This is a genomic window from Actinomyces oris, assembly GCF_006546825.1.
Lineage (GTDB): Bacteria > Actinomycetota > Actinomycetes > Actinomycetales > Actinomycetaceae > Actinomyces > Actinomyces oris.
The window spans coordinates 366,158-389,747 of sequence record NZ_VICC01000001.1 but is presented as its reverse complement, the minus strand read 5'-3'; the positions used below and the strand labels follow the sequence as shown (position 1 = coordinate 389,747).

Here is a 23,590-nt window from a genome sequence, read left to right as displayed (position 1 = left end):
GGAGTCATCATGGCCGCTTATGCGCGCGGCGGCAATGTCGTCCCGCATGGCGTCGCCCGCCGACGTCGGACCGCTGCCGGAACGCAGCCGAACCGCTGCCGGAATGCGGCCGGAACGCGGCACAACACGAAATTCTCATGTCCTCCAAAAGCACGGGTGGCACAGGCCCTTCACCCCGTCAACCGAGCACGTTGTCAGCGATAGCACAGGTGGACCGCTCAACTGGCCGGTAGGGTTTACCCACGCCCAAGTCCCTACCTGACAAGTTTTTATGATCGCTTCACAGCACGACGAGACCACTTCTGCAGCAGCTTCCGGCTCCACGTCGGCGGCCGCGCAGCAATCGCACGGCCCAGGTTCCAATCGCACTCCCTCCCTGGGACACCAGGTGCTCGACCGGCTCCGCAGGGGGCGCAAGCCGCGCTTGGGCGCCATCCTCATGGCGCTCGTCGCCGTGGTGTCCCTGGCCACCGGGTTCCGGGCCTGCAACTGCAACCGGGCCTGGATCGAGGTCTCCGCGGCGGCCACGCCGGAGGCCAACCCGCTCAAGGGGATGATGCCCTTCGCGCCGGCGGACGCCTCCCACTCGCCGGCGCTGCAGGAGAAAGCCCCGCCCCACACGATGGAGTGGCTGACGCTGCCGGTCAGCGACGTCGTCGCCGGGCCCGGCTCGTACTCGTGGGACAGGCTCGATGCGCACCTCAACGCCATCGCCTCGCGCGGACACCAGGCGGTGCTGCGCTTCTACGTCGACTACCCCGGGCGCCCCAGCGGCATCCCGGCCTACCTGCTGAGCTCCCACGCGGTGCCGACCCACGACTACACGTTCCACGGCAACGCGCCGGGCCAGTCGCTGGCGCCGGACTACAACGACCCCGAGATGATGTCGATGCTCACCGGCTTCATCTCGGCCCTGGGCCAGCAGTACGACGGCGACCCGCGCCTGGCCTTCATCACCCACGGCCTGGTGGGCTTCTGGGGCGAGGGGCACACCTACCCGATGAACGGCAAGGTCTCCGGGGAGAACCCCTCCGGCGAGAACTGGATGCCGTCGGCAGCGAACCAGAACACCCTCGTCGACACCTGGGGCAGCGCCTTCCAGGTGACGCCGACGCTGGCGCGCTACCCGTCCGCGGAGACGGTCAAGCACGGGGTCGGCTACCACGACGACTCCTTCGGCTACGCCACGATGGACACCGCCGACTGGCACTTCCTGCCGAAGCTCAAGCAGGCCAAGGCGGACCAGGCCTGGCAGCAGCACCCGATCGGCGGCGAGATCTACCCGGGCATCCAGGAGTGCTCCGTGCGCAACCCGGGCAGCTGCATGGCCTCGGGCTCCAACGGAGGAACGGTGGACATCAACGCCTCCATCAAGGCCACGCACGCGAGCTGGCTGGTGGACAACTGGGCCTTCACCACGACCCTCAACGGCTCCGAGCGCGAGCGGACCGTGCAGGCCTCCGCCGAGACCGGCTACGACCTGGCGGTAGCGCGTTGGCGGATGCGTAACGGCAAGGTCGAGGTGCAGATCGCCAACAACGGGGTGGCGCCCTTCTACTACAACTGGAACGTGGAGGCGGTGGCCATCAACACCTCCAACGGCATGGAGGTCGGGCGCACCACACTCAGCGGCGACCTGCGCAAGGTCGCGGTCGGCAAGTCCCAGACCTTCTCCGGGCAGCTCCCGGCGGACCCGGCCGGACAGAACACGATCCTGGTGCGCGTGGTCAACCCGCTGGACTCGGGCCAGCCGCTGCGCTTCTCCAGCGCCGGCCAGGACCAGACGCTTCCCGGCTACCTCACCCTGGGCCGCACCCCCACCAAGTAGGGCGCTGGGCCACCGACGGGATCCCGACGGGGACCCGGCCCCCACCCGGGGCCGGGGGATCGAGGACCTGGCGGCGGGGATCGCTGGGCGGGTCGGAGCCTTCAAGGTCACGGCCGGCTGAGGAGCAGGGCGTTCACGGCGGCCTGGCGGGGCGTCAGTGTCCACAACGCTGACATTAACGCCACTCCGATGCGACAATCCAAGAAAGAACCGCGGAATTCCAACGATTCCTACTGGACCTTCCGACGACGGGACCGCTGATGTCAGCACCGTGGACACTGAGCTGCCAACGGGCTCGACTCCGCGAGGTCCTGCGTGGTCTCAGCGGCGGAGCCGAGCGCCCTCACCGGGGGCCGCCCCAGGACAGCCTCAGCCGCAGGTCCGTGTGAACCCCCGCATACGCGGGGCTGACGCGTGACCCAGGTGGGCACGCAGGTACAGGGTCCCTTTACCCCCGCGTGCGCGGGGCTGACGCGTTCCTGGAGATTCCGGGCAAAGGTCATTTCCCTCTACCCCCGCATACGCGGGGCTGACGAGGCTTTCACTCACCACCAGAGCGTGGACCGCCCTCCACCCCCGCGTGCGCGGGGCTGACTCGATAACGTCGTTGGTCTGCATGCCGTCCCTCCCTCTACCCCCGCGTGCGCGGGGCTGACGCGCCCGCGTGTGAACCGGCCTTCGGGTTCCAGCCTCTACCCCCGCGTGCGCGGGGCTGACAGCTGGCCCTTGGAGTTGTCCTCCTTGGAGTCCCCTCTACCCCCGCGAGCGCGGGGCTGACCCGGTCGGCCTGCTGACCACGGACGGCCTGACGCCTCCACCCCAGCGCGCGCGAGACTGACCGGAAGGCGTGGAAGCAGGCACTGGCCGCCGGCCCTCTACCCCCGCATACGCGGGGCTGGCTCGGGCCATGTCACTTCCTCAACCGGAGTGGACCCTCTACACCCGCATACGCGAGGCTGACAAGGTCCGGACGACGCCATGGCCCTGGTGGCCCCCTCTACCCCCGCATACGCGGGGCTGACCTCCTCGACCGTGAGGGACTGAGCGTTGTCGCCCCTCTACCCCCGCATACGCGGGGCTGACTGGGCCGACGAAAACCTGACCCCCGACGGTGGCCCTCTACCCCCGCATACGCGGGGCTGACCAGGTAGGTGATGAGGTCGGCCGGCGGAGCTGCCCTCTACCCCCGCATACGCGGGGCTGACACTTGCTGACCTGCGGTGTTAGTCGGTTCGGGGTCGCCGTGGGTTCACTGCCAAGGTGGTGGCCCCCAGGGGAACCATGAGGGCACCGTCAAAGACCACCGGCCCGGGCACTTTCGCGTCGAAGGTGACCGAGACGTGCCAGCGCCCGTTGTCCTCCTGCACATCGACACCTCCGTCGCTTCGTGAGTCGGAGTGACGCTCAGCCCCAACGAGTCCGCAGCCGAGCCCCGAGGCGCATTCCTCCAACAAGGACACAATGTGTTCAGGATCCTCCGCCGTGGGCACAACGGTGGTCCACAACGACGAAGGAGCGGTAGCGGCCCGCAAAACTCGGGGCAGAGAAGCCAATGTCCTGGTCTCAGCGAGTCTGGCCTCAACCACCCCCGTCCTCACCGCGAGTCCCACGGAGGGCAGCCGAGAACCCCCGGCCACGAGCACCCCCCGCAGAACGGGCAGGTGACGGCGACCCAACCCACCGATGAGTGGCAGCATCCAGCCCGCCTCCCCAAGGGAGTCTCGCAGCTGCTCCGTGACGAGAGCAGCGTCGGAGGCATGCACCAGAACTACCCCTTGCCTGCCACTGTGGGGCATTCGGTAGAGCGAGCACGTGCGCAGCAGCTCCCGAGTATCAGGCGCAGCCCCATCACCGGACCTCCCATCCACGAGCCGATAGAGAGCGGTGGGTCGCACGCTCATATACGGATGCGTCCCCGTCACGGTGCTGCGGCGCCGCTCCTCCTCGCGGGCGTCCAAAGCAGCCAGGAGTCCTTCCGTTCCCACCCGCAGCCGAATCCAGCCCGTCGGATCCGGTTCCCAACAGGAATGGCCAGGTGGCGCCTCACCAGCACCGTCGGCGACATCGAGCAGCACAGGTGAGGTCGGACGCCCGAGGTACTCCACGAACCGCGCCACCTTCTGCAGAACGCCCAGATCGACCGGGCCATCAACGGCGAAGGTCCAACGCACGACGTCGTCCGGGCCGGTACCGACCATCATGCCGCACTCGGGATCCTTCGCCTGCTTCTCCAGGAGGCGGTCGTTTCGGTCGACAATCCCGGTCGGCGAACCGTTCTTGTCCATCTTCAGCTCATTGTTGACGGGGACCCACCGCCGGTAGCCGATCTGACGCTCACCGGCCGGAGGGGCGGTGATCCGTGGAGAAGGACATCGAAAGAGAGCCTCGACCTCGGAAACGCCTTCTCCGAAGCCATGGGCGGCGGACAGCATCGCGGCCAGTACGCGCGCTGGAGCCGGTGGCCATTCGGCACGCCCCTCTCCATCGTGCGCGTTGAACTCTCCGAGGGGGAACGAGGCCGTGATGGTCAGATCAGTCATCGCTGCGTCCGTCAGTCTTGCGCCCATCGACGTCCAGGATGATCTTTCCCAGCGGGGAGTCGTGGGTGATCGTGACAACGGTGGCGCCGTTCCAACCGATCTCCTGGCCCAGGTCACGCACGAGGTCCACCAGCTCGTCGACCTCCGGCAGTGCGAGGGGCTCGGAGGGTGCTCCGTGCCTCTCGACCTTGACCTCGAGGCCCGGCTCGCGCAGACGCAGCTCGGCCCCTACACGCAGGTCCAGCCGTTCCTGCAGCAGTCGGTACAGCAGCAGGGTCAGGCTGACCACCAGCGCTCGCGCAGGCTCCGGGCGAGAGAAGGCGAATGTCCTCAACCCAGCAAGGGAGAAGAAGGCCTTCCCCACGATAGAGTTGTACGTTAAATCTGATGGAGCCTCAGAAATATCAAGCGGAGGCAATGACCCAATTCCCAGAGCGGAAAGCTTTACTCCCCGAATCGTCGTTTTATTACTGGTCGCCGCGAAGAGCGGATCCGTCTTCCCAGCCATACGACGACGCTCAGACACACCAGTCGCAATAATCTCCGACGTGAACAGTCTCGCAGAACGCGACTCCGCAGGATTCATGACGTAGTAACCAAGAAATTCATCCCGCGTCGCATTCAGCTCACGAGCATCCTTACCCCCACCTTTCTTCCCTCCCTTATTGGCTTCATCAACAGCCTTCTGGGAGCGCTTCGTCTGCGAGTGCCACCATCCGAAGGGGATCGCTGTAGGGAATCCAGTGAGCAGAGCATCCGGCTGGGAGCGGGTGGCATTCTGGATCCCCTCGAAATCGACCCCCTTGTCGGTGAGCTCTTTCCGTATGAGCCTCCAGGTGGCGTCGGCCTGCCGGTGCGAGAGCTCCACGGAGGTGGTCAGCACCTCTCCGTCCTCATCGACGAGGACCACCATGGGGAAACCCAGCACCTCAGCGAGGGTGTTGGTTCCTCCTCTGAAGCGACTAGCAAGAAGCACCTCGCACCGTGAGGCCTGGGATCCCCACGTGTCAATTGTGGCCGCCTTCCCATCGTCGACAGTTTCAAAGAAGCCGACAACTTCACCCTTCTGACGGATCGTGCCCGCCGGAGGCGTCACGGTCATTCCCGACAATGAGTCGTATTTGCTGGTCACGCTGATTCCAGCCACCGCACCCTCCTCCATGAGGGCACCGATGGTGGAGCGAAATTCTTGAGCCGTCATCATCGTTCAATATCCTTATCTGCATATCTATCGTCATAGTGATCGAGCACAGTTCTCATTCACGTCGTCACAGCACCAGGGGCATTCCGTAGCCGTAGGCCTTCCCCCTCCCGATGCCCTGGTGGTAGGCGGATGCTCCAGTCTCACTGATACTGCTCACCGTGCCGGTGAGATCGCGGAGCGTAAAGGAGCGTCCGCCTCGCCGGCCCACGAACCACCTCGGTGAGACCGCCAGCTCACTGACCCCCAGACCATGGCGCTCCAGCAAATCGGTGGCCCACCCGTCAGCTTCCTCGTCGAGGACAGCGCGGACGCGGTTCTTTCCCGATTCATCGGCATGGCGTTTCTCTGCCACCACTCGAACAGTGAAGCGCTGACCGACGGCAAACCCTGACGGCGCCTCAATGGCCTGTGTTCCGGGCAGATCGAGATCGGCCCGGAATCTGATGACCAGGGAGCCCTTCTGCCCGCCGTACTCGGTTGGTAGAGCCAGGCGGTACAGGACACCGAGGTCTGCGCGAATCGACCGCGAAGCGCCTCTGAGATCGGGCAAGTACGACATGGCGAGACGATGGACCGCATCAGGTGTCTCCAGGTCCGATAGCGCCTTCGCCAGCGGGAGGACTGCGATCTGATCAGGCATGGGTTGTTGTCACCTCTTTCTCTCTCATGCCCCGGGGTGGGCGGGCCCGAACGATGTCACTTTGGCCGTGGAACCGGTGCCGCGAATGAGGGATGTCCACCGGTGCCACGGCAGGTCAGGCGGCGGGGACTCGTGCAGATCGATGATTGCCTCCATCGTGAAGGGAACCGGATGCAGCACCCACGTGAGGGCCTTGGCCGGACCTTCTTGCGTCATCTCTCGCTGCTGTGGCTGGAGGAGCAGGTGCCCGCAGAAGGCCAGGAGATCCACGAGCGGGTACACGTCGCACTCCTCCGATCCACTGGTGATACGCGGGGTCGCCTGACTGGCAGAGAAGCGCAACCCCGGCTTGGCCCGAGCAACTGCAATCTCGCCGTGCACCAGTCGGTCAAGGTGTGCCGCCCCCGCAGCGACAGCATCGTCGGCAGTGGTCAGTGACGCCCCCATGAGCCCCCAGGTGTCCTGCACCGACTTGGCGGTATGGCTCTTGCCGCTGAGCAAGGTCAACGCCGAGGAGCGGACCTGGAGATCCTGCATGCCAGTACTCTTCAACCGCTCGGCTGACGTCGCTGACGCATCGAAGACGGCTACCGGCCCACATGCCCTGAGGTCGCTCGTCTTGTCAGCGGCCTGCCAGCCGGCATGTGACAGGACGTTGACCGCGGATCGCCTGGGCGTCGTCGTGGTGATGCCGCGCAACCCACCCTCCCCGAGGCCCCAGGTTCGCTCCACCAGACCACGAGCGGCCACATTCACCAGCTCATCCGTATCCCCGCCATAGCCGACGAGGGGGACTGCCTCCCCCTCGAAGCGGAGCGTCGCCCCCGGGAGTAGCGACACCAGTCCCCAGGTCGCCAGGACATAGGCTGCACGATTTCCCGGCAGCGCAGTTAGGCGGTACTCGGCAGGCTCATCAGGGCATGGCGCACTACTCATGGTTCTGCTCCAGTTCTTGCGAGACGTCCCAATCAGCCAGGCGAAGGATCGCCTCAACCAGCGCCAGGGTGTAGGGACCGTAGCGATCATTGAGACGGTGGAAACGGCTTATGGCCTCCGCCCAGGAGAGGGCATTCGGGTCCTGATGTCGTGGTGCTGGTCCGTGCTCGGGCAGGCACACCGGTCCTGGACCTCGGAAGCGTCCGTGGTGACTGAGAACCAGATGCATCACCAGATCGGGATCGTGCGCCGTCTGCTCACCTTTTTCCAGCTGCTCCTCCAAGCGATCCGCTGAGGCCGCTTCATGCCTCCAGCCGGAGGGCACACCGGCCATGCGCATGGAGCGGTTCCAGTACCTGCGAGGGAGCCGAGACTTGCTCAGCTGCCTTCGATGCTTCCGCTGAACCGGTTCCTCCAGGACGAGGAAGCCGCTCTCATCCACGGCAGCCCCGAGGGCGGCCTGCATCCTGGGATCATCCTTGCCATCATCATGGTGACACCCGGCCGTGACGAGGTCCTCCACCAGGCTCTCCGGCAGGCCGACGGCTCGGGCCCACTGTCCTGCACGCTCACCCACCCGGTCTCCGTGGCCGCACAGGGTGCGCTCGTCGGCGTCATCCTCGGTGCTCGCGGGACCTTCGGTGGCGGCCTCCACGAGCCGCAGGCGGAGCCACGGGTGACCACTGTCGGCGCCAAGGACGTCGTCGACGATCTGCCAACCCGGTGGCACTGCGAGCAGGGTCGTCTCTTCCAGGAGGTCGGCGTACGGGTCGTCGGTTCGTAGGTCACCCCCGGATAGGTCCGTGAGGATAACCGCCTCCCTCCGGCTCGCTCCGCGGTCTGTCCCCGTCGCGAGGGACACCAGCTCCTTGGACACCTCCTCAGCCGTGGCGCCGGGCATGACGTGCTGCCCGGAGTAGTCACGGCCGGCGTTCTCCAGCCCATAGGGGTTGCTGCCGTCACTCGGCGCCAAGACGAGGATCTGACCGGGAACCAGATCGGGAAGAGAGTCCCCGGCCTCAAGGATGCGCGGCTCCTGCGACGTCGGATCGATGATGACGAGGGGCTGCGTTTTCACCGCCTGTTTCGCTACCTCCTGAGCATCGTTCAGCGGGATGCTCCAGGCCTCGGCTCGAAGATCGGGCCGCCAACGAGTCAGGTCCTCCCGGAGGGCCTCGGAACTGACGCCGGCGAGGTCTCCCACACTCTTGCGGAAGACAATGAATGTGTCCGGCCGCGGATCGGCCAGCGGCCGGATCCACGGGTGAACCGGGGCGTCGTTGCGGGACCCCAGAGTGCGCAGATAGGCGGCGAAGACATTCGGAGGGATGACGACCGGGACCTGATCCGCGTTCACCAGATCCTCCCGCCCATCAGCGTCATCGAGCCGTTTCACCACCTCACCGAGGGTGGTGGCTCCGTCGATCAGCTCGACGACGGCGTCTGCGGCTCCGCCGTGGATCGGGTCCTGACTCGTGGTGGAGTGAACGATGGTCACGCTGCCGTCGGGGCGGGCGCCGACCCGGTTGACCCGTCCCAGGCGCTGCACCAGGGAGCCGGCCTGACAGCTCTCCGTCAGGAGGTGGGTGAAGTCGAGGTCGGCACCAACCTCCAGAGTCGATGTGGCCACGACGACGGTGGCCTGCGCGTCCTGACGGCCCTCGGCCCCCGTCCGATAAGGGGAGAGTCCCTCCACGACGTGCTCGCTACGGCGAGCAGGCATCCCACCGACCATGACATCCACGTGAGGAGCCTGCTCCCTCAGCTGTCGGGCCTGCTTCTTCAACCCGGCCACGACCGTCTTGACGGTGTCCAGAGTGTTGCAGAAGACGACCAGCGACTCTCCCCGGCTCAGCTCCTTCGCGCGGGTACATGCCTGCTCCGTGAGAGCGGCTGCCGCTTTGCCTTCCACGCAGTGAACCTCCACCGGGACACCGTCACGATGCGCCCGCCGCGCAGCCAGTTGCGGATCCAGGCGGCACTCCTCCTCCCAGTCCAGGCTGAGCCCGGGAGTCGACTCCTGGTCGGCCCCCCGGTGGAGGGCGGGAAGCGTCATGGGTGTCGCCGTCATCGGCATGACCTGCAGGCCCGGGACGCTGCCACCACAACGATCCTCGAGCCTGCTCTCCTCGCTGCGGAGCACGAACAAGGTGGTCAGGGCCTGCTCGGAGAGGTGTGCCTCGTCGAGGACCCAGAACGCATCCATCCCCGTCAGCGCCGCATCGATGCTGCGGCGGTAGGGCGAGAGCTGGTAGCCGCGGAACAGCAGACGGGACACGGTCATGTCGAGTGTTCCCACGATGATGGCCGGCCGGGAGGGGTAGCGCGTGTGCTCCGTGAGGTCCCGATCAGCATCAGCGAGCCCGCCGCGCAGGCGACGCACCTCGAGCACCTCCGCCTCAGCGGGGATCGCGAAAGCCGAGCGCAGCACCTCGGCCACGCGTCTCACCGTCGACCGGTCACCTGCACCTTCTGCGAGCGCCTTCCTGATCCTTTGCGCCGCCTCGAAGGAGTCATCGACGACGGCACGCCGGTCGACAACCAGATGCAGTCTCAGGGGGACCACCCGCCTCCGACGACGTCGGCTTACCTGCTCGGCGTCCTGTGCCAGCGCGTACAGCCATCCGATGAGGACCGCGAGGGTCTTGCCCATCCCGGTCGGGACGCTGAGGTGGGACGGCGGCTCTCCCCGGGCGAGTCGTTCGGCCAGGCGCACCTGGTAGTCCCTGGGCTCATGCCCAGCGATCTCGCGGAAGAGGTCTGCGAAGTCCAGGCCGCTCACATCAACACTCCTGAGAACTTGTTCTTACCATAGATAAGTTCAACCCCCAGTCCCCTGGGGCAGCACCGCCAGCACTTCCGTGCGGACCATTGATAATCCGCTACCTCCACCAGCTGTGGAGCCGATGCGTCCCTTGAGAGGCATGGCGATGGTGAGACTCATCTTACACTTGGTGAGTCCCCCTGTCACTGCCCGCTGCTGCGCCGAGGGTCCAGAGGGGCACCGCGGTCACCACAGCACTTGACCAAACCGATCATTAACTCTTGGCCAAATAGTCGATGAAGGCACGACCGATCTGATCGTCACCCAGTGCTCCCGGACCTCAGAGTTATCCACAGACCCACTCTTTTGGCTGTACGGCAGCACAAAGTGGCCCTTACGATCAGTTCATGACCACCTACCAGCCGCGTCTCATGGACCAGCGCCTCGAGGAGCTGCTGCGGTCGGTCCCGGCGGTCAGCGTCGAGGGAGCCCGCGCCGTCGGGAAGACCCGCACCGCCAGGGCCCACGGCACTACCTTCATTGCCGTTGACGATCCCGATGAACGCGCCCAGCTCGCCGCCATCGGATCGCGCTTCACCACACTTCCCAGCCCTCTCGTCATCGACGAGTGGCAACGCATGCCCGAGCTGTGGGACCGGGTACGTCGCGCCGTCGACGACGATCCGTCACCCGGCCGTTTTCTGCTCACCGGATCCTCCACACCGTCCCAGGCACCCACCCACACCGGCGCAGGACGGATCATCACTCTCAGGATGCGTCCCTTCAGCCTGGCCGAGCGCGCGATCGAGACTCCAACGGTCTCGGTGGGGCGCCTGTTAGGCAGTGGTCTCGGCACTCAGGATCCCTCCGCCCTGACCCCGATCGAGGGGCACACGACTGTCACGATCGACCAGTACGTCGATGAGATCTGCCGCTCGGGCTTCCCCGCCATCAGGGAGCAGCCACCTTTGGGGCGCGAGGCCCAGCTGGACGGATACATCGAGCAAACGCTCCGACACGATCTACCGGAGGCGACGGGCGGCAGGCGACGTTCACGAACCGTGAGGGAGTGGCTGACGGCCTACGCCAGCGCAGTGGCCACAACAGCGAGCTTCACCTCCATCGCCGAGCTGGCGACCAGACCCCTGAGCACCGACATGGGCTTGGCGACGGCACGCTCCTACCGAGACCATCTCAGCGGGATGTGGCTACTGGACCCGGTTCCGGGCTGGAGCCCCAGCGAGAACGAGTTCTCCCGCAACAACCTGACCGACAAGCACCAGCTGTGCGACCCGGCCCTGGCCGCCCGCCTTCTCGGATACGGTCCCTCCGAGGTGCTCGGGGTCGGCCGCCCGATCCTCACCAGCCCTCGGGGCACCCCGCGCCGCCCCCGAGTACTCGGTTCACTATTCGAGTCCCTGGTGATTCAGAGTCTTCAGGTCTACGCAGAGGTCCTCAGCGCCCGGGTCTTCCACCTGCGCACCAAAGGCGGGCTCCAGGAGATCGACATCATCCTCGAAGGAGCCGACCGCCGGGTTGTCGCCTTCGAGATCAAGGCAAGGGCCACCCCCAAGCCGGAGGACACCAAGCACCTGCGCTGGCTGCGCAAGAAAATCGGGCCAAGGCTCGCGGACGCAGTCCTGGTGACCACCGGCCGTCTGGCCTACCGGGACGAGGACGGGATCGCCGTCGTGCCCGCCGCCCTGCTGGGACCGTAGAACCCCGCTCGGCCTACCAAACCCGGACGTCGCCCCAGCCCCGCCTCACAGCGGGTAGGCCGACGGCGTCCCCTCGATGGCCTCGGTGAGGTCGATCTCGCGCTCGCCCAGGCTGAAGCGGTAGCGGCCCAGGATCTCCAGGGGCTCGTCCTCGGCGGCCAGGAAAGCGCGCACGGCCTCCTTCTCCTCCTCATCGAGCCAGGTCATCTGGTCCGACAGACACCGGTAGCGGCTGGCCTCGGCCACGTCGCGCAGCCACTGCATCTGGGTGTCGTCCAGGAGGTTGCGGCGGTGGCGGAAGAAGACGACGTCGGGATCGACCCCGATGACCCGCCCCAGCCAAAGCCGATTGATGCCGGCGTGCAGGGCGTTGTAGGCCTTGGCATCGGACAGGTCGTCGGAGGCGTAGTTCTCCCACATGGGGGCCACATCCGGCCCCACCCGCACCGCGTCGAGCAGCCCGATGGAGGGCATGATGAGCGCCCCGGAGCCCAGGAGGAAGGTCTCCTCCCCGGCCGTGTCGCGCACGAGCCGCAGCCCGGTGCGGTAGGCCTCCTCCCGGTCGATCTGGCGGTGCCGGTAGCCGGGGATGGCGGCGGCGTTGATGAAGTCGAGCTTGAGGTAGCTGAAGCCCCACCGGTGGACGATCTTGGCGATGAGCTTGCGCACGTATGTCTGGGCGGTGGGGTGGGTCGTGTCCAACGCGTAGTAGTCGCCGCCCCAGTTGGAGCCGGCCACGGCCAGTCCGCCGTCGGCGTTGTGGACGAACATCTCCGGGTAGTCGCGCACGGCCCGTGAGCCAGGTAGGGCGATGAAGGGCGCCACCCACAGGCCCGGCTGCATGCCGGCCTCCCGGATCCGGGTCGCGGCGGCCTCCATGCCGTCGCCGAAGCTCTCGCCGGCCTCCCAGTCGCCGACCGCGACCTCCCAGCCGTCGTCGATCTGAAGCGTCTTGAAGCCCAGCTCGGCGACCTGCGGGATCTCGCGCTCGAGGGCCTCCTGCGAGATGCCTTCGTAGTAGGAGTACCAGGAGCACCACACGCTCTGCGGCTCGATCTCCCGACCTCCCAGGCTCTCACCGAGCTCGCGCGCGTAGCGGGCCATGACGGCGGTGGCCGGGCCGGGCAGGATCACCCAGCGCGCCGGGTCGCCGGACTCGGTGAAGGCCTCCAGGACCGCGGTGTCGGCGCGCAGCCGCGGCGTGCGCCCGTCCAGGCAGCCCACGAGCAGTGCCCCGGCGGAGTCCTCCAGGACCGCCATCCAGGCCGAGTGGTGGCGGGCCGGGTCGTCCCAGGGGGCGTCGTCGGCGGTCCGACGGCGCTGCTCGTCGGCGATGCGCATGGGCGCCTCGCTCAGGCGGCGCCAGCCCGACGGCGACCAGGAGTTCTGGCCGGTGCGGTAGAACTCGCCGTCGCGCATGTCATGCAGGAGGGTCAGGTGGGAGGCCTCGACATAGACCGCGCCGGTGGCGCCGCCGGCCCCGTGCTGGGTGGTCACCGTGCCGTCGCAGGCCAGGGCGATGCTCCGCCCGGTCAGGGTGATGTGGTGAATCATGCGCTCTCCTCGGCTCCGGCCTGTCCTGCCCGCGGCTCGGGTCCCCCGCGAGGCACCGGCACCGCCCGGCTCGCACTGTACGTGCTACCGACCGTACAGACCGACATTTTCTTCACAGATGACGCGGAGCCGCGTCGTTGATGAGATTTCCGTCGATCAGTGAGAGTTGTGCTGCCCACGGTGGAAGTAGTCCGCCAGCTCCGCGTCGAGCTCGGGCACGTCGAAGGGCACGGAGCCCGAGCGCAGGGACCGAGTGGCCAGCACCCCCGCCGCGACGGCGTCACGCGCACTGACCGGGGAGACCTCGGTGGCCCCGCCGTCGCGCACGAAGCGCAGGAACTCGTCGATGGCGAGCTGGTCGGCGCTGTCGTGCCCGGTGCCCTCCTCGGCGATGACGTACTCCTGGGTGGCGCGCTCGGCGTAGTGCTCGGTGCGCTCGGTCCACACCTTGACGACGTCGCCGGCCCCGTCACCGAGGTTCTCGGCCCGGCCGCGGGTGCCAATGACCGTGTAGCTGCGCCAGTAGTCGGGGGTGAAGTGGCACTGCTGGTAGGAGGTCATGACCCCGTTGCGCATGGTCATCATGAGCATGGAGTGGTCCTCGACGTCGATGACAGGGTTGAGCCCGTCCACCTCGTCGGACGGCCAGTGCTCGAGGCTGAACCAGTCCTGCATGACGGTGCCGGCGCTCGTCCCCGCCGGGCGCCGCTCGGCCTCCCCGTAGACCATGAGTCCACCCATGCCGACGACGCGGGCGGGCGCGGAGTGAGCCAGCCAGCTCATGACGTCGATGTCGTGGGCGGCCTTCTGCAGCAGCAGGCCGGTGACGTGGCGGCGCTCGGCGTGCCAGTCGCGGAAGTAGTAGTCGCCGCCGTTACCCACGAAGTGGCGGCACCAGATGGCCTTGACCTCGCCGATCCGCCCGGAGTCGATGATCGACTTCAGCAGCCGCACCACCTCCATGTGGCGCATGTTGTGGCCCACGTAGAGGCGGGTGCCGGTGCGCCGGGCGGTCTCCAAGATATGGTCGGCGGCCTCGATGGTGATGGCCAGGGGCTTCTCCAGGTAGACCGGGATACCAGCCTCGAGGAAGAAGCAGGCCAGCTCCTCGTGCGTGTCGTCGGGGGTGGTCAGGACGACGGCGTCGATCCCGAACCCCAGCAGGTCGCGGTGGTCGGCCACGACCGCCACGCCCTCGGGCAGGAGCCGCCGAGCGCGCTCGACGGCGTCGGGGGCGGTGTCGGCCGCGACCACGAGCCGGGCCGACACCGGCGAGGAATCCGCGAGCGCGGCCAGGTAGCAGCGGGCCCCGATGCCGACGACACCGACCCGCAGCTCCCTTGAGGCTTCAAGCACTCTGTCTCCCTCAGCTCTTCTGGCGGGCCGCCCACCAGGAGCGCAGTGCCTGGCGGGCCAGGTCCTTGCCGATGGGCCCCTTCTCCATGCGCAGGTCCATGAGGAAGCGGTAGGCCTCGCCGACGACCGGCCCGGGGGCCACGCCGAGCTCGGCCATGATCTGGCCGCCGTCGAGGTCGGGGCGGATGGCGGCCAGCTCCTCGGCGGCGCGCAGGGCCTCGATGCGCTCCTCGAGGTCGTCGTAGGCGCGGTCCAGCATGGCGGCCTTGCGGCGGTTGCGGGTGGTGACGTCGGCCCGGGTGAGCCGGTGGAGGCGCTCCAGCAGGGGACCGGCGTCGGTGGCGTAACGGCGCACGGCCGAGTCCGACCAGGCGGCGTCGACGTAGCCGTGGAAGCGCAGGTGGAGCTCGACCAGCCGGGAGACGTCCTTGATGGTCTGCTTGTCGAAGCGCAGGGCCCGCAGCCGCTTGGCCGTCATCCGGGCGCCGACGTGGTCGTGGCCGTGGAAGGTGACGGTGCCGTCGGGCAGGAAGCGGCGGGTGGCGGGCTTGCCGATGTCGTGGAGGATGGCGGCCAGGCGCAGCACCAGGTCGGGGCCGGGGACGGGCCCGTCGGGCCCGGTCTCCAGGTCGATGGCCTGGTCCAGGACGGTCAGGGTGTGCTCGTAGACGTCCTTGTGGCGCTTGTGCTCGTCGACGGTCTCGCGCAGGGCGCTCAGCTCGGGCAGGACGACGTCGGCCACACCGGTGTGGACCATGAGCTCCAGTCCGCGCCGGGGCCAGGGGCTGATGAGCAGGCGCTCGAGCTCGGCGCGCACGCGCTCGGCGGAGACGATCTCCAGGCGGGAGGCCATCTCCTCCATGGCGGTCATGACGTCCATCTCGACGTCGAAGCCGAGCTGGGCAGCAAAGCGGGCGGCCCGCATGATGCGCAGGGGGTCGTCGTCGAAGGACTGCTCGGCACTGACGGGGGTGCGCAGGACGCCGGCGCTCAGGTCGGCCAGGCCGCCGCAGGGGTCGACGAGCTCGAGGTCGGGCAGGCGCAGCGCCATGGCGTTGACGGTGAAGTCGCGGCGGGTGAGGTCCCCGGTGAGGGTGTCGCCATAGGTCACCTGGGGCTTGCGCGAGCCGACCTCGTAGGCCTCGGTGCGGTAGGTGGTGACCTCCACGATGGTGGAGCCCTTGCGCGCGCCAATAGTGCCGAAGGCCCGGCCCACGTCCCAGGTGGTCTCGCCCCAGGCGGCCAGGATCTTCTCGGTCTGCTCGGGGCGGGCCGAGGTAGTCAGGTCCAGGTCGTGGGGGGCGACGCCGAGGAAGGCGTCCCGCACCGGCCCGCCGACCAGGGCGATCTCGTGCCCGGCGCGCACGAAGGCGTGGCCCAGGGCCGCCAGGGCGGGGGGCAGGCCCTCGAGCGCCTGACGGGCCTTAGGCGTCAGGCCGCGGTTCTCGGCGGCTTCCGGGGAGTCGGCGGGGTCAGCGGGAGCGGGGTGCGCAGTCATCGGCCCAAGCCTGCCATGAACCCTCACCGGTGCGCCGTCGTCCTCGGCCTCCGCCGCCCTGTGGTGAGGACCATCCCGCACCCCGGCCACGGCCGCCACCGACCGCCGTCGCCCCCTCACGTCCGTCCGCGGATGGCGCAGTTGTGTGCGACGACGTACTCGGCCAGCGGCGCCCGGCGGCCCGGACGCCCTAGAGTGTCCCCATGCCCTCTCCACGCACTCGCACGCCCCGCGCCGGAAACCCGGCCCACCGGGCGAGTGCACGCGCCCTGCCCATCGTCAATGAGACCAGTGCCGGCGGCCTGGTCGTCGACGTTCAGAACGGGCAGGCCTTCACCGCGGTCATCGCCCGGCGCAACCGGGGCGGGCGCCTGGAGTGGTGCCTGCCCAAGGGGCACCTGGAGGGCGCCGAGACCCCCGAGCAGGCCGCAGTCCGCGAGATCATGGAGGAGACCGGGATCACCGGTCGGGTTCTTCGCCACCTGGCGACCATCGACTACTGGTTCGCCGGCCACGAGCACCGCGTCCACAAGGTGGTGCACCACTTCCTGCTGGAGGCGGTCAGCGGCACGCTGACCACGGAGAACGACCCGGACCATGAGGCCGAGGACGTCGAGTGGGTCGCCCTCGACGACGTCTCCCATCGCCTGGCCTACCCCAACGAGCGCCGTATCGTGGCCGCGGCCTGGGACATCCTGGTGGGGGATGGATGACGGGCACCGCCGCCTCTGTGTACGCGAAGGTGGTCACCACGCTGGGCTCCCGGCTGCGGAGCAGGGCGATGGTGACCATTGCCGCCCTACTGGGGGTGGCCGGCCTGGTGCTGTGGCCGGTGGCCGCCCTGCCCGTGGCCGAGGCGGACCAGGGCTCCGGCACACTCCCGCTCGCGCAGTCCGCCGGGCTCTCCGCTGAGATTGCCCCGGCCGCCCCGGCAGCTTTGGCGAAGCCGTCCGCGACGTCGGCCTCGACGACGGCCGCCCCATCCGCCCCGGCGGAGAAGGACAAGACCACCAACCAGGTGACCGTGAGCATCGACGCCATGGCCCCCGAGGTGCTCCACAGCGACCAGGACCTCAACCTGACCGGCACCATCACCAACGGAACCGCTCAGACCATCACCGGGGCGGACCTGGTGACGCGGGTGCAGCGATCCACGGAGGCCACGAGTCGGGGCCTGAGCAAGTGGCTGACCGGGACCGACGAGTCGGGACTGTCCGACCCCTTCACGGTCCCACTGGGTCACGACCTCCAGCCGGGGGGCGTCTCCCAGTTCTCCATCACCATTCCCGCCGACGAGCTGCCGCTGGACAGCACTGACCAGTGGGGGCCGCGCGGCGTCTCCGTCGCCCTGGCGACCCAGGACGTCTCCCTGGCCCAGGACCGCAGCATCCTCGTGTGGGACAGCGGCACCTCCGTCGCGCCGGTGCGCATGACCGTCTTCCTGCCGGTGACCGCCTCCGCTCAGGAGATGGCGGTGCTGTCCGCCCCGCATACCCAGGAGCGCACGGAGGCCCTCAGTCGCATCCACAACCGGGTCCTGGGCCTGGTGAGCATGGCCGGCGACGGCGTCGTGGTCGCCGTCGACCCGGCACTGATCGAGGCCCTCGGTGTCACCACGGCCAGCCTCGAGCAGGCCGCCCGCAACAGCAGCTCCCAGCCCTCCACGCCGGACGCCTCCCCTCAGGCGCCCCAGAGCGCCGACTCCTCCGCGTCGTCGGCCCCGACCACGCCGTCGACGCCGGCCCCCTCGGCGAGCGCCGCCCCGTCCCCGCAGACTGGGGGCACCGCGACGTCGCCGTCGGACAAGAAGACGTCTCAAGTCTCCAACGAGGTCATCCAGCTCTCCGCGGCTCTCGCGCGGGCCATCCACACCGACAGCCTCGTGGCTCTGCCATGGGGCGACTCCGACACCGCGGCCCTGGCGCACCTGCAGCAGACGAGCCTCATCGAGACCGCCGCACGGCGCACCCAGGAGTCGGCCATCGTCAAGGTGGGGGCCCCGACGTCGGTGTCCTGGTTGGCCTCCAGCGTCACGGACGCCACCACGGTCAATGCGCTGGCGCAGCCGGATTCGACCATCATCGCCTCACCGGAGTCCTTGCCCCCGTCCGACGACCTCACCTACACCCCCTCCGGCTTGGGCGCCTCCGGGGACCACGCGGTCCTGATCCCGGAGCAGTCCCTGTCGGGGGCGCTCACCGGTGAGGACGCCAAACCCACTGCCTCCGATCAGGGCACCCCGACCACCCAGAGCGCCCAGGCCACCGCGCTCGACACCCGCCAGCTGCTGCGCAGCGACAGTGCCATCCTGGCCCGCCAGGCCCCGGCGCTGGAGCGGGACATCGTCGTGGCGATGCCCCGCCGGGCCGCCTCCGCCGTGCAGTCATCGGTCGTGCGCGAGCGGGTGGCCGCCCTGCGCTCAGTCCCCTGGACCCAGTCCCAGTCTCTGTCCGCCCTCCAGGAGCGCGCCCAACAGGAGGTCTCGGCCGTGGCTGAGGGCACCTCTCGGATCGATCGCTCCGAGACGCCGGAGACGGTGATCGACGTCGACGAGCTGTCCGCCGACACCCTCGCCGCCGCCGGCCGTACCGCCACGACCTTGCAGTCGATCTCCTCAGTGCTTTCCGAGCCGGCCGCCCTCCTGGGCGACTACACCAGCCTGGAGACGGTGGTCTCCTCAGCGTCCTGGCGCTCCGACCCCAAGAGCCGCAATGCCCAGATCCCCTATGCTGAGGCGGCCGGCGCCGGCGTCACCTCCTCGCTGGCCGCGGTGCCGTCGTCGACCATCAACGTCATCAGCTCCGAGGCCCAGCTGCCGGTGCGCATCACCTCCTCCCTGAACCAGGACGTGACGGTTCAGGTCTACCTGGTCTCGAACAACAAGCGACTCCAGGTCCCGCGCACCACCACCGTGCGGGTCCCGGCCCACCAGCAGGCCAAGGTCACAGTGCCGATCCAGGCCGTCGGCTCCGGCGACGTCGCCCTGACGGTGCAGGTGCTCGCCGCCGACGGCACCACCGTGGGCACCCCCACCACCGTCAACATGCGCGTGCGCGCCGACTGGGAGGGACGCGGTACCGGAGTCATCGTCGGGGTCCTGGTCGCCATCGTGGTGACCGGTACGGTGAGGACAGTACGACGAGGCCGCCGCACCGCTGTGGCCCCGGCTGCACAGGAGACGGCATGAGCATCATCAAGCGTGTACGGATCGGGCGATCCTCCTCCCAGGGGCGCAGCCAGGCCTCCCTGGCGCGCTCCTCGGCCATCATGGCCTCGGGGACCCTGGTCTCCCGCATTCTGGGCATGGTGCGCAACGCCCTGATCGTCATGGCGCTGGGCGCCACCGGGTCGGGGGCCGCCGACGCCTTCAACACGGCCAACAACCTGCCCACCTACCTGTACAACATGATGATCGGCGGGATCCTCAACGCGATCCTGGTGCCGCAGATCGTTCAGGCGCTGCGACGGCGCAACGGCGAGGAGGTCGTCAACCGCCTCCTGACCGCCGCGGCCACGCTCATGCTGGCGGTCACGTGCATCGCGACCGCGGCCGCGCCCCTCATCTTCACCCTCAACGCCAACTCCTTGGCCCAGGGGCAGTGGCGAGCGCTGTCCTTCGCCTTCGCGTTCTGGTTCATGCCGCAGGTCTTCTTCTACGGCCTGTACGCCCTGTGGGGGCAGGTGCTCAACGCCCGCTCGAGCTTCGGGCCCTACATGTGGTCGCCGGTGCTCAACAACATCATCTCGATCGCCTCGATCCTGTTCTACCTCCATATCTACGGCCGCTACACCGCCGGTGAAAGCGCAGAGGTCTGGGACTGGGGCCGGATCACCCTCATCGGGGCGACGACGACCCTGGGCATCGCGGTCCAGGCGCTGATCCTCTACATCCCCCTGGTGCGCTCCGGGTTCCGGCCGCGCATCATCTTCGGGGTGCGGGGCCTGGGGCTGGGCAAGACCGTCAAGGTGGCCCTGTGGGCGCTGGCCGGGGTGGGCGTGGCCAGTCTGAGCAACTGGATCACCTCCAACCTGGGCTCCTACGCGGTCACGGCCTCCGAGCAGCCCGAGTACGCGAACGTCATCGTGCCCTCCACGACCATGTGGCTCAACGCCTACCTGGTGTACATGCTGCCCCAGTCCCTCGTGGTCACCTCCATCATCACGGCCCTGTTCACCCGGATGAGTGAGAAGGCCGCGGCCGGGGACGCGGCCGGCGTGCGCGAGGACCTCTCCTTGGGGCTGCGCTCGGCGGGCGTCTTCACGGTGCTGGCCACCGCGGGCATCTGCGTCCTGGCCGTCCCGGCCCTGCAGCTCTTCACCCCCTCGATCTCCCTGCCCGAGGCCCAGGCCAGCGCCCCCATGCTCATCGCTCTGGCACTGGGCATCGTCCCGCAGGGGATCTGGTTCGGGACCCAGCGGGTGATGCTGGCCTACTCCGATACCAAGCGGCTGCTGCTGGCCGACGTCGTCGTCGGCGTCATCCCCGTGATCCTGTGCGTCCTGGCCTACTTCGTCGCCCCGGCCAACCACTGGATGACCTGGGCGGGCGCGGCCAACACGATCAGCCAGATCGGGGGCTGCGTGGTGGTCATCCCCATGATGCGCTCCCACCTGCCCAGCCTCGACGGCCGCAAGATCGTCACCACCCACCTGCGTCTCATCATGGCGGTGGCGCCCGCGGTCGTCGTCGGGATCCTGCTCAACACGATGCTCGGTGACATCGACGCCGACTCCTCCCTGGCCAACATGACCGCGGCACTCGGACACATCGCCGTGGTCGCCACCGTCATGTCACTCATCTACCTGCTGATGGGGCGCATTGTCCGGATCGAGGAGATCACAGTCGCCTTCCGGCCCTTCTCGCGGATCCTGTCCACGCTCGGTCGGCGTCTGCCCGGCGCCCCCGGGCGAGCGGTCCTGGCGGCTGCGGCCTGGTTGTCACCGGCGCAGCCGCAGACCCAGGCAACCGCTCAGATGGCGGCCGTCCAGACGCCTGCACCCCCGCCGCCGCCGGCTCAGGCGGCCTCAGGCCTCTCCGGTTTTTCAACGGGGACGACGGCGCATGGTGCTGTTGGCTACACCTCCGGGGGTGCTCAAGCGATTCCGCCCGCACCGCCGCCGCCTGCTCAGGCCCAGACCCGCTCCTGGGGACAGCCGGGTCAAATGGGGTCCCAGCCCGCAGCCGGCCACCCCTCGCAGGCCGCGGCGGGCCACCCTCACCACGGGCAGCCCGTCCAGCGTCTCGCACCGCCACCACCGGCACCCTCGCAGGCTGCGGCCGCACCGCCGCCACCGAGCGCCGATGCCGCAGCCGGCTCCTCCCACCACTGGCCCACCCCGGGGCACGTCCCAGCCGACGCACCCGGGAGTATCCCGCCGTCGCTGCCAGCCAGCATTCCCCCGTCGCGGGGGGCCACAGGGCGCTCCGCCACCCACTCGTCACACAGCTCTGCCCACACCGGCCACATCACCCCGGTCTGGAGCCCGCGGACAGTTACGATGGGGTCAACTGGTTCAGATGGACAACCATCTCAAGGAAGGAGACGCATGTCGGAGGCGACGCCGATCGGCAGTGGTCGCTACGGGCTCCTGGGAACGCTGTCCACCACCCTGCCGCGCATTGTCAGGCACCGTGGCGTCGACACGATCCTGGATCGAGACGTCACGATCCTGGTTCTCACCGACGCGACGCTTCATCGTGACAACGTCCTGGAGTCGGCCAGCAGGGCGGTCCTGGTCGAGGACCAGCGTCTCCAGCAGGTCTATGACGTCGAGCGCGCCGAACCCTCCGTCATCGTCACCGAGCCGCTGACCGGAAGGACCTTCTCCTCCTTGGTCTCCCGGGGCATGCCCCCGGCGCAGGCGCGCGCCATCATCGGTGAGACCGCGCAGGCGCTGGACGCCGGTGCTCGCCGGGGACTGCACCACCTCAACCTGTCGCCGGAGTCCATCCGCGTTCTTCCCGACGGTACGGTGAAGGTCAGTGGCCTGGGCATTGAGGCCGCCGCCCTCGATCTGGAGAGCCGGGTCGCCGGCCATGACCCGTCGGCCGCGGACCGTGCCGACGCCCGCTCCCTAGTGGAGATCCTGTACTACGGCCTGACCGGCCGGTGGCCGGGCAAGCGGCCGGGTATTCCCTCCGCACCTCGACTGGGCGGTGTCCCGGTCAAGCCCTCCACGCTCGTGCCGGGAATCGACCCGGTCCTGGACGAGCTGTGCGAACGCACCTGGAGCAGCCAGCCCCCCATCTCCGCCGCTGAGGTGGCGCGCTCACTGGGCACCTGGGACCAGGTGGCCGGCTACCACGAGTCCGGGCCGGCGCAGCGCCCCTCGTCCCAGCACCCCTCGCCGAGCGGCGGCGCCACTGGTGGCGGTGCCGCAGGTGCCTCGGCCGCCGTCAGTGCCGCGGGAGCCGGTGTCGCCAACGCGGCGCGCGGAGTCCTGGACCGGCTGCGGCGCAGCGGTGCGGGCAAGAGCACCACGGTCAGCGCACCGGCGGGGCAAACGGCACCCGCACCGGTTCAGCCGGAGCCGGCACCGTCCGTCGTGCCCACCGCCTCCGACACACCGGCCGAGCAGACTGCCGTCATCGAGGCGGCCTCGGCTGCCGCAGCACCGGCCCCGCAGGCTCCTGATCCGCAGCTGCCGGAGTCGGCGGCTGCGCAGGAGCAGTCCACCGACGACGTCTACGTCCAGGTCACCGGGCCGACGAACCCGATCCCGAACGTCCTGTCGACCGCCTCCGAGACCGTTCCCGGGCCGGCGCCGGTCCCGGCCGAGCCCTTCACCGGCAGCTTCCCGGCCTTCGATGACGATGAGGACGAGGAGATCGACCCCGAGGCCGCTCGCCGCGAGCAGCGCACGACCAGCTCGGTCCTGGTCACCTTCTTCCTCATGGTCATCGTCTTGCTCGTGGTGGCCAGCTACATCGTGTACCAGACGATCGGCATCCCCTTCGCGGACAAGGACCGCGCGGCCGCTGACACCGTCCCCTCGGCCAATGCCCAGGAGAACGGCGGCGGCGGACAGCAGCCCGCGCCACAGCCGGCTGAGGCCAAGCCCGAGATCGCCGGTGTCAACGTGGTCAACAACCTGAGCACGCAACAGGCCAACAACCAGCAGTACCTGGCTGACGGGGACACGAGCCACGCCTGGTTCTCCCACAACAGCAGCAGTCCAGAGCTGCTCCAGCCGATCGACATCGAGATCAAGCTCAAGAGCCGCGCCAAGGTCTCTGAGATCGACTTGCAGGGAACCAACGAGGGCGGACATCTTGAGATCCGCGCCACGGACCTCAGCAACGCAGGCGGCGGTACGGTCCTCGCCGAGGGCGCCTTCACCTCGGGAAGCACCACCCTCAAGGTCGACAACCCCCAGGAGGTCGACACCATCGTCATCAGGGTGACCCAGCTGCCCAAGAACAGTGATCCGACCGAGTTCCCCTACAAGGCAACAGTGACTGAGGTCACAATCAAATAGGACCTTCCCTGGGAACAGGCCGTACTGGTAACCAGTTACCTCAGGTAGCCGCGCACTGCGGCCCCCTATCCGC

General features: G+C 68.5%; 13 protein-coding genes and 1 CRISPR repeat array. Of the genes, 5 read left to right on the top strand and 8 right to left on the bottom strand.

Annotated elements, in window-relative coordinates:
- Window positions 1–271 precede the first annotated feature (271 nt).
- Window positions 272–1,828 carry a DUF4832 domain-containing protein gene (locus FK267_RS01655; protein ID WP_141405963.1) on the top strand — a complete coding sequence of 519 codons (1,557 nt, stop codon included), beginning with the start codon at window positions 272–274 and terminating at the stop codon, window positions 1,826–1,828.
- 870 nt (window positions 1,829–2,698) lie between these two features.
- Window positions 2,699–3,033: a CRISPR direct-repeat array (repeat unit 29 nt; unit sequence CCCTCTACCCCCGCATACGCGGGGCTGAC).
- Between the two features lie 18 nt (window positions 3,034–3,051).
- Here FK267_RS01655 and csb2 read toward each other — a convergent pair.
- From csb2 to cas3g, 5 genes are all read right to left on the bottom strand, one after another.
- Window positions 3,052–4,368 carry a type I-G CRISPR-associated protein Csb2 gene (gene csb2 / locus FK267_RS01645; RefSeq protein ID WP_141405961.1) on the bottom strand — a complete coding sequence of 439 codons (1,317 nt, stop codon included), beginning with the start codon at window positions 4,366–4,368 and terminating at the stop codon, window positions 3,052–3,054.
- Window positions 4,361–5,569, bottom strand: coding sequence for a type I-G CRISPR-associated RAMP protein Csb1/Cas7g (cas7g, locus tag FK267_RS01640; protein ID WP_249039329.1), 1,209 nt, complete (start codon window positions 5,567–5,569; stop codon window positions 4,361–4,363). The genes csb2 and cas7g overlap by 8 nt, the downstream gene beginning before the upstream one ends.
- 67 nt (window positions 5,570–5,636) lie before the next feature.
- Window positions 5,637–6,212: a type I-E CRISPR-associated protein Cas6/Cse3/CasE gene (locus tag FK267_RS01635; RefSeq protein ID WP_075378074.1), complete on the bottom strand. Its 576-nt coding sequence runs from the start codon at window positions 6,210–6,212 to the stop codon at window positions 5,637–5,639.
- Window positions 6,213–6,236: 24 nt separating this feature from the next.
- Window positions 6,237–7,148, bottom strand: a complete 912-nt coding sequence (locus FK267_RS01630) for a hypothetical protein (RefSeq protein WP_232622471.1) — start codon at window positions 7,146–7,148, stop codon at window positions 6,237–6,239.
- Window positions 7,141–9,930, bottom strand: coding sequence for a type I-G CRISPR-associated helicase/endonuclease Cas3g (gene cas3g, locus FK267_RS01625; RefSeq protein ID WP_141405956.1), 2,790 nt, complete (start codon window positions 9,928–9,930; stop codon window positions 7,141–7,143). The genes FK267_RS01630 and cas3g overlap by 8 nt, the downstream gene beginning before the upstream one ends.
- A gap of 389 nt (window positions 9,931–10,319) precedes the next feature.
- On the opposite strand from cas3g, the gene FK267_RS01620 reads away from it, so the two are divergent.
- Window positions 10,320–11,630 carry an ATP-binding protein gene (locus tag FK267_RS01620; RefSeq protein WP_141405954.1) on the top strand — a complete coding sequence of 437 codons (1,311 nt, stop codon included), beginning with the start codon at window positions 10,320–10,322 and terminating at the stop codon, window positions 11,628–11,630.
- A gap of 45 nt (window positions 11,631–11,675) precedes the next feature.
- Here the strand turns inward: FK267_RS01620 and FK267_RS01615 are convergent, their stop codons facing one another.
- The 3 genes from FK267_RS01615 to FK267_RS01605 form a co-directional block, all read right to left on the bottom strand.
- Window positions 11,676–13,184, bottom strand: coding sequence for a glycoside hydrolase family 36 protein (locus tag FK267_RS01615; protein ID WP_141405952.1), 1,509 nt, complete (start codon window positions 13,182–13,184; stop codon window positions 11,676–11,678).
- Window positions 13,185–13,340: 156 nt separating this feature from the next.
- Window positions 13,341–14,540: a Gfo/Idh/MocA family protein gene (locus FK267_RS01610; protein WP_141405950.1), complete on the bottom strand. Its 1,200-nt coding sequence runs from the start codon at window positions 14,538–14,540 to the stop codon at window positions 13,341–13,343.
- 10 nt (window positions 14,541–14,550) lie between these two features.
- On the bottom strand, window positions 14,551–16,038 hold the full coding sequence (locus tag FK267_RS01605; RefSeq protein WP_141405948.1) for a CCA tRNA nucleotidyltransferase: 1,488 nt from the start codon (window positions 16,036–16,038) through the stop codon (window positions 14,551–14,553).
- 203 nt (window positions 16,039–16,241) lie between these two features.
- On the opposite strand from FK267_RS01605, the gene FK267_RS01600 reads away from it, so the two are divergent.
- Genes FK267_RS01600 through FK267_RS01590 form a run of 3 tightly spaced genes read left to right on the top strand, consistent with a single transcriptional unit; the run spans window position 16,242 to window position 23,517 of the window.
- Window positions 16,242–16,751, top strand: a complete 510-nt coding sequence (locus FK267_RS01600; protein ID WP_003788538.1) for an NUDIX hydrolase — start codon at window positions 16,242–16,244, stop codon at window positions 16,749–16,751.
- A complete protein-coding gene (locus FK267_RS01595; protein ID WP_141405946.1) occupies window positions 16,748–19,225 on the top strand; it encodes a DUF6049 family protein in 2,478 nt (825 codons plus the stop codon). The genes FK267_RS01600 and FK267_RS01595 overlap by 4 nt, the downstream gene beginning before the upstream one ends.
- A complete protein-coding gene (locus tag FK267_RS01590; protein WP_141405945.1) occupies window positions 19,222–23,517 on the top strand; it encodes a murein biosynthesis integral membrane protein MurJ in 4,296 nt (1,431 codons plus the stop codon). Before FK267_RS01595 ends, FK267_RS01590 begins: the two co-directional genes overlap by 4 nt.
- Window positions 23,518–23,590: the final 73 nt, after the last annotated feature.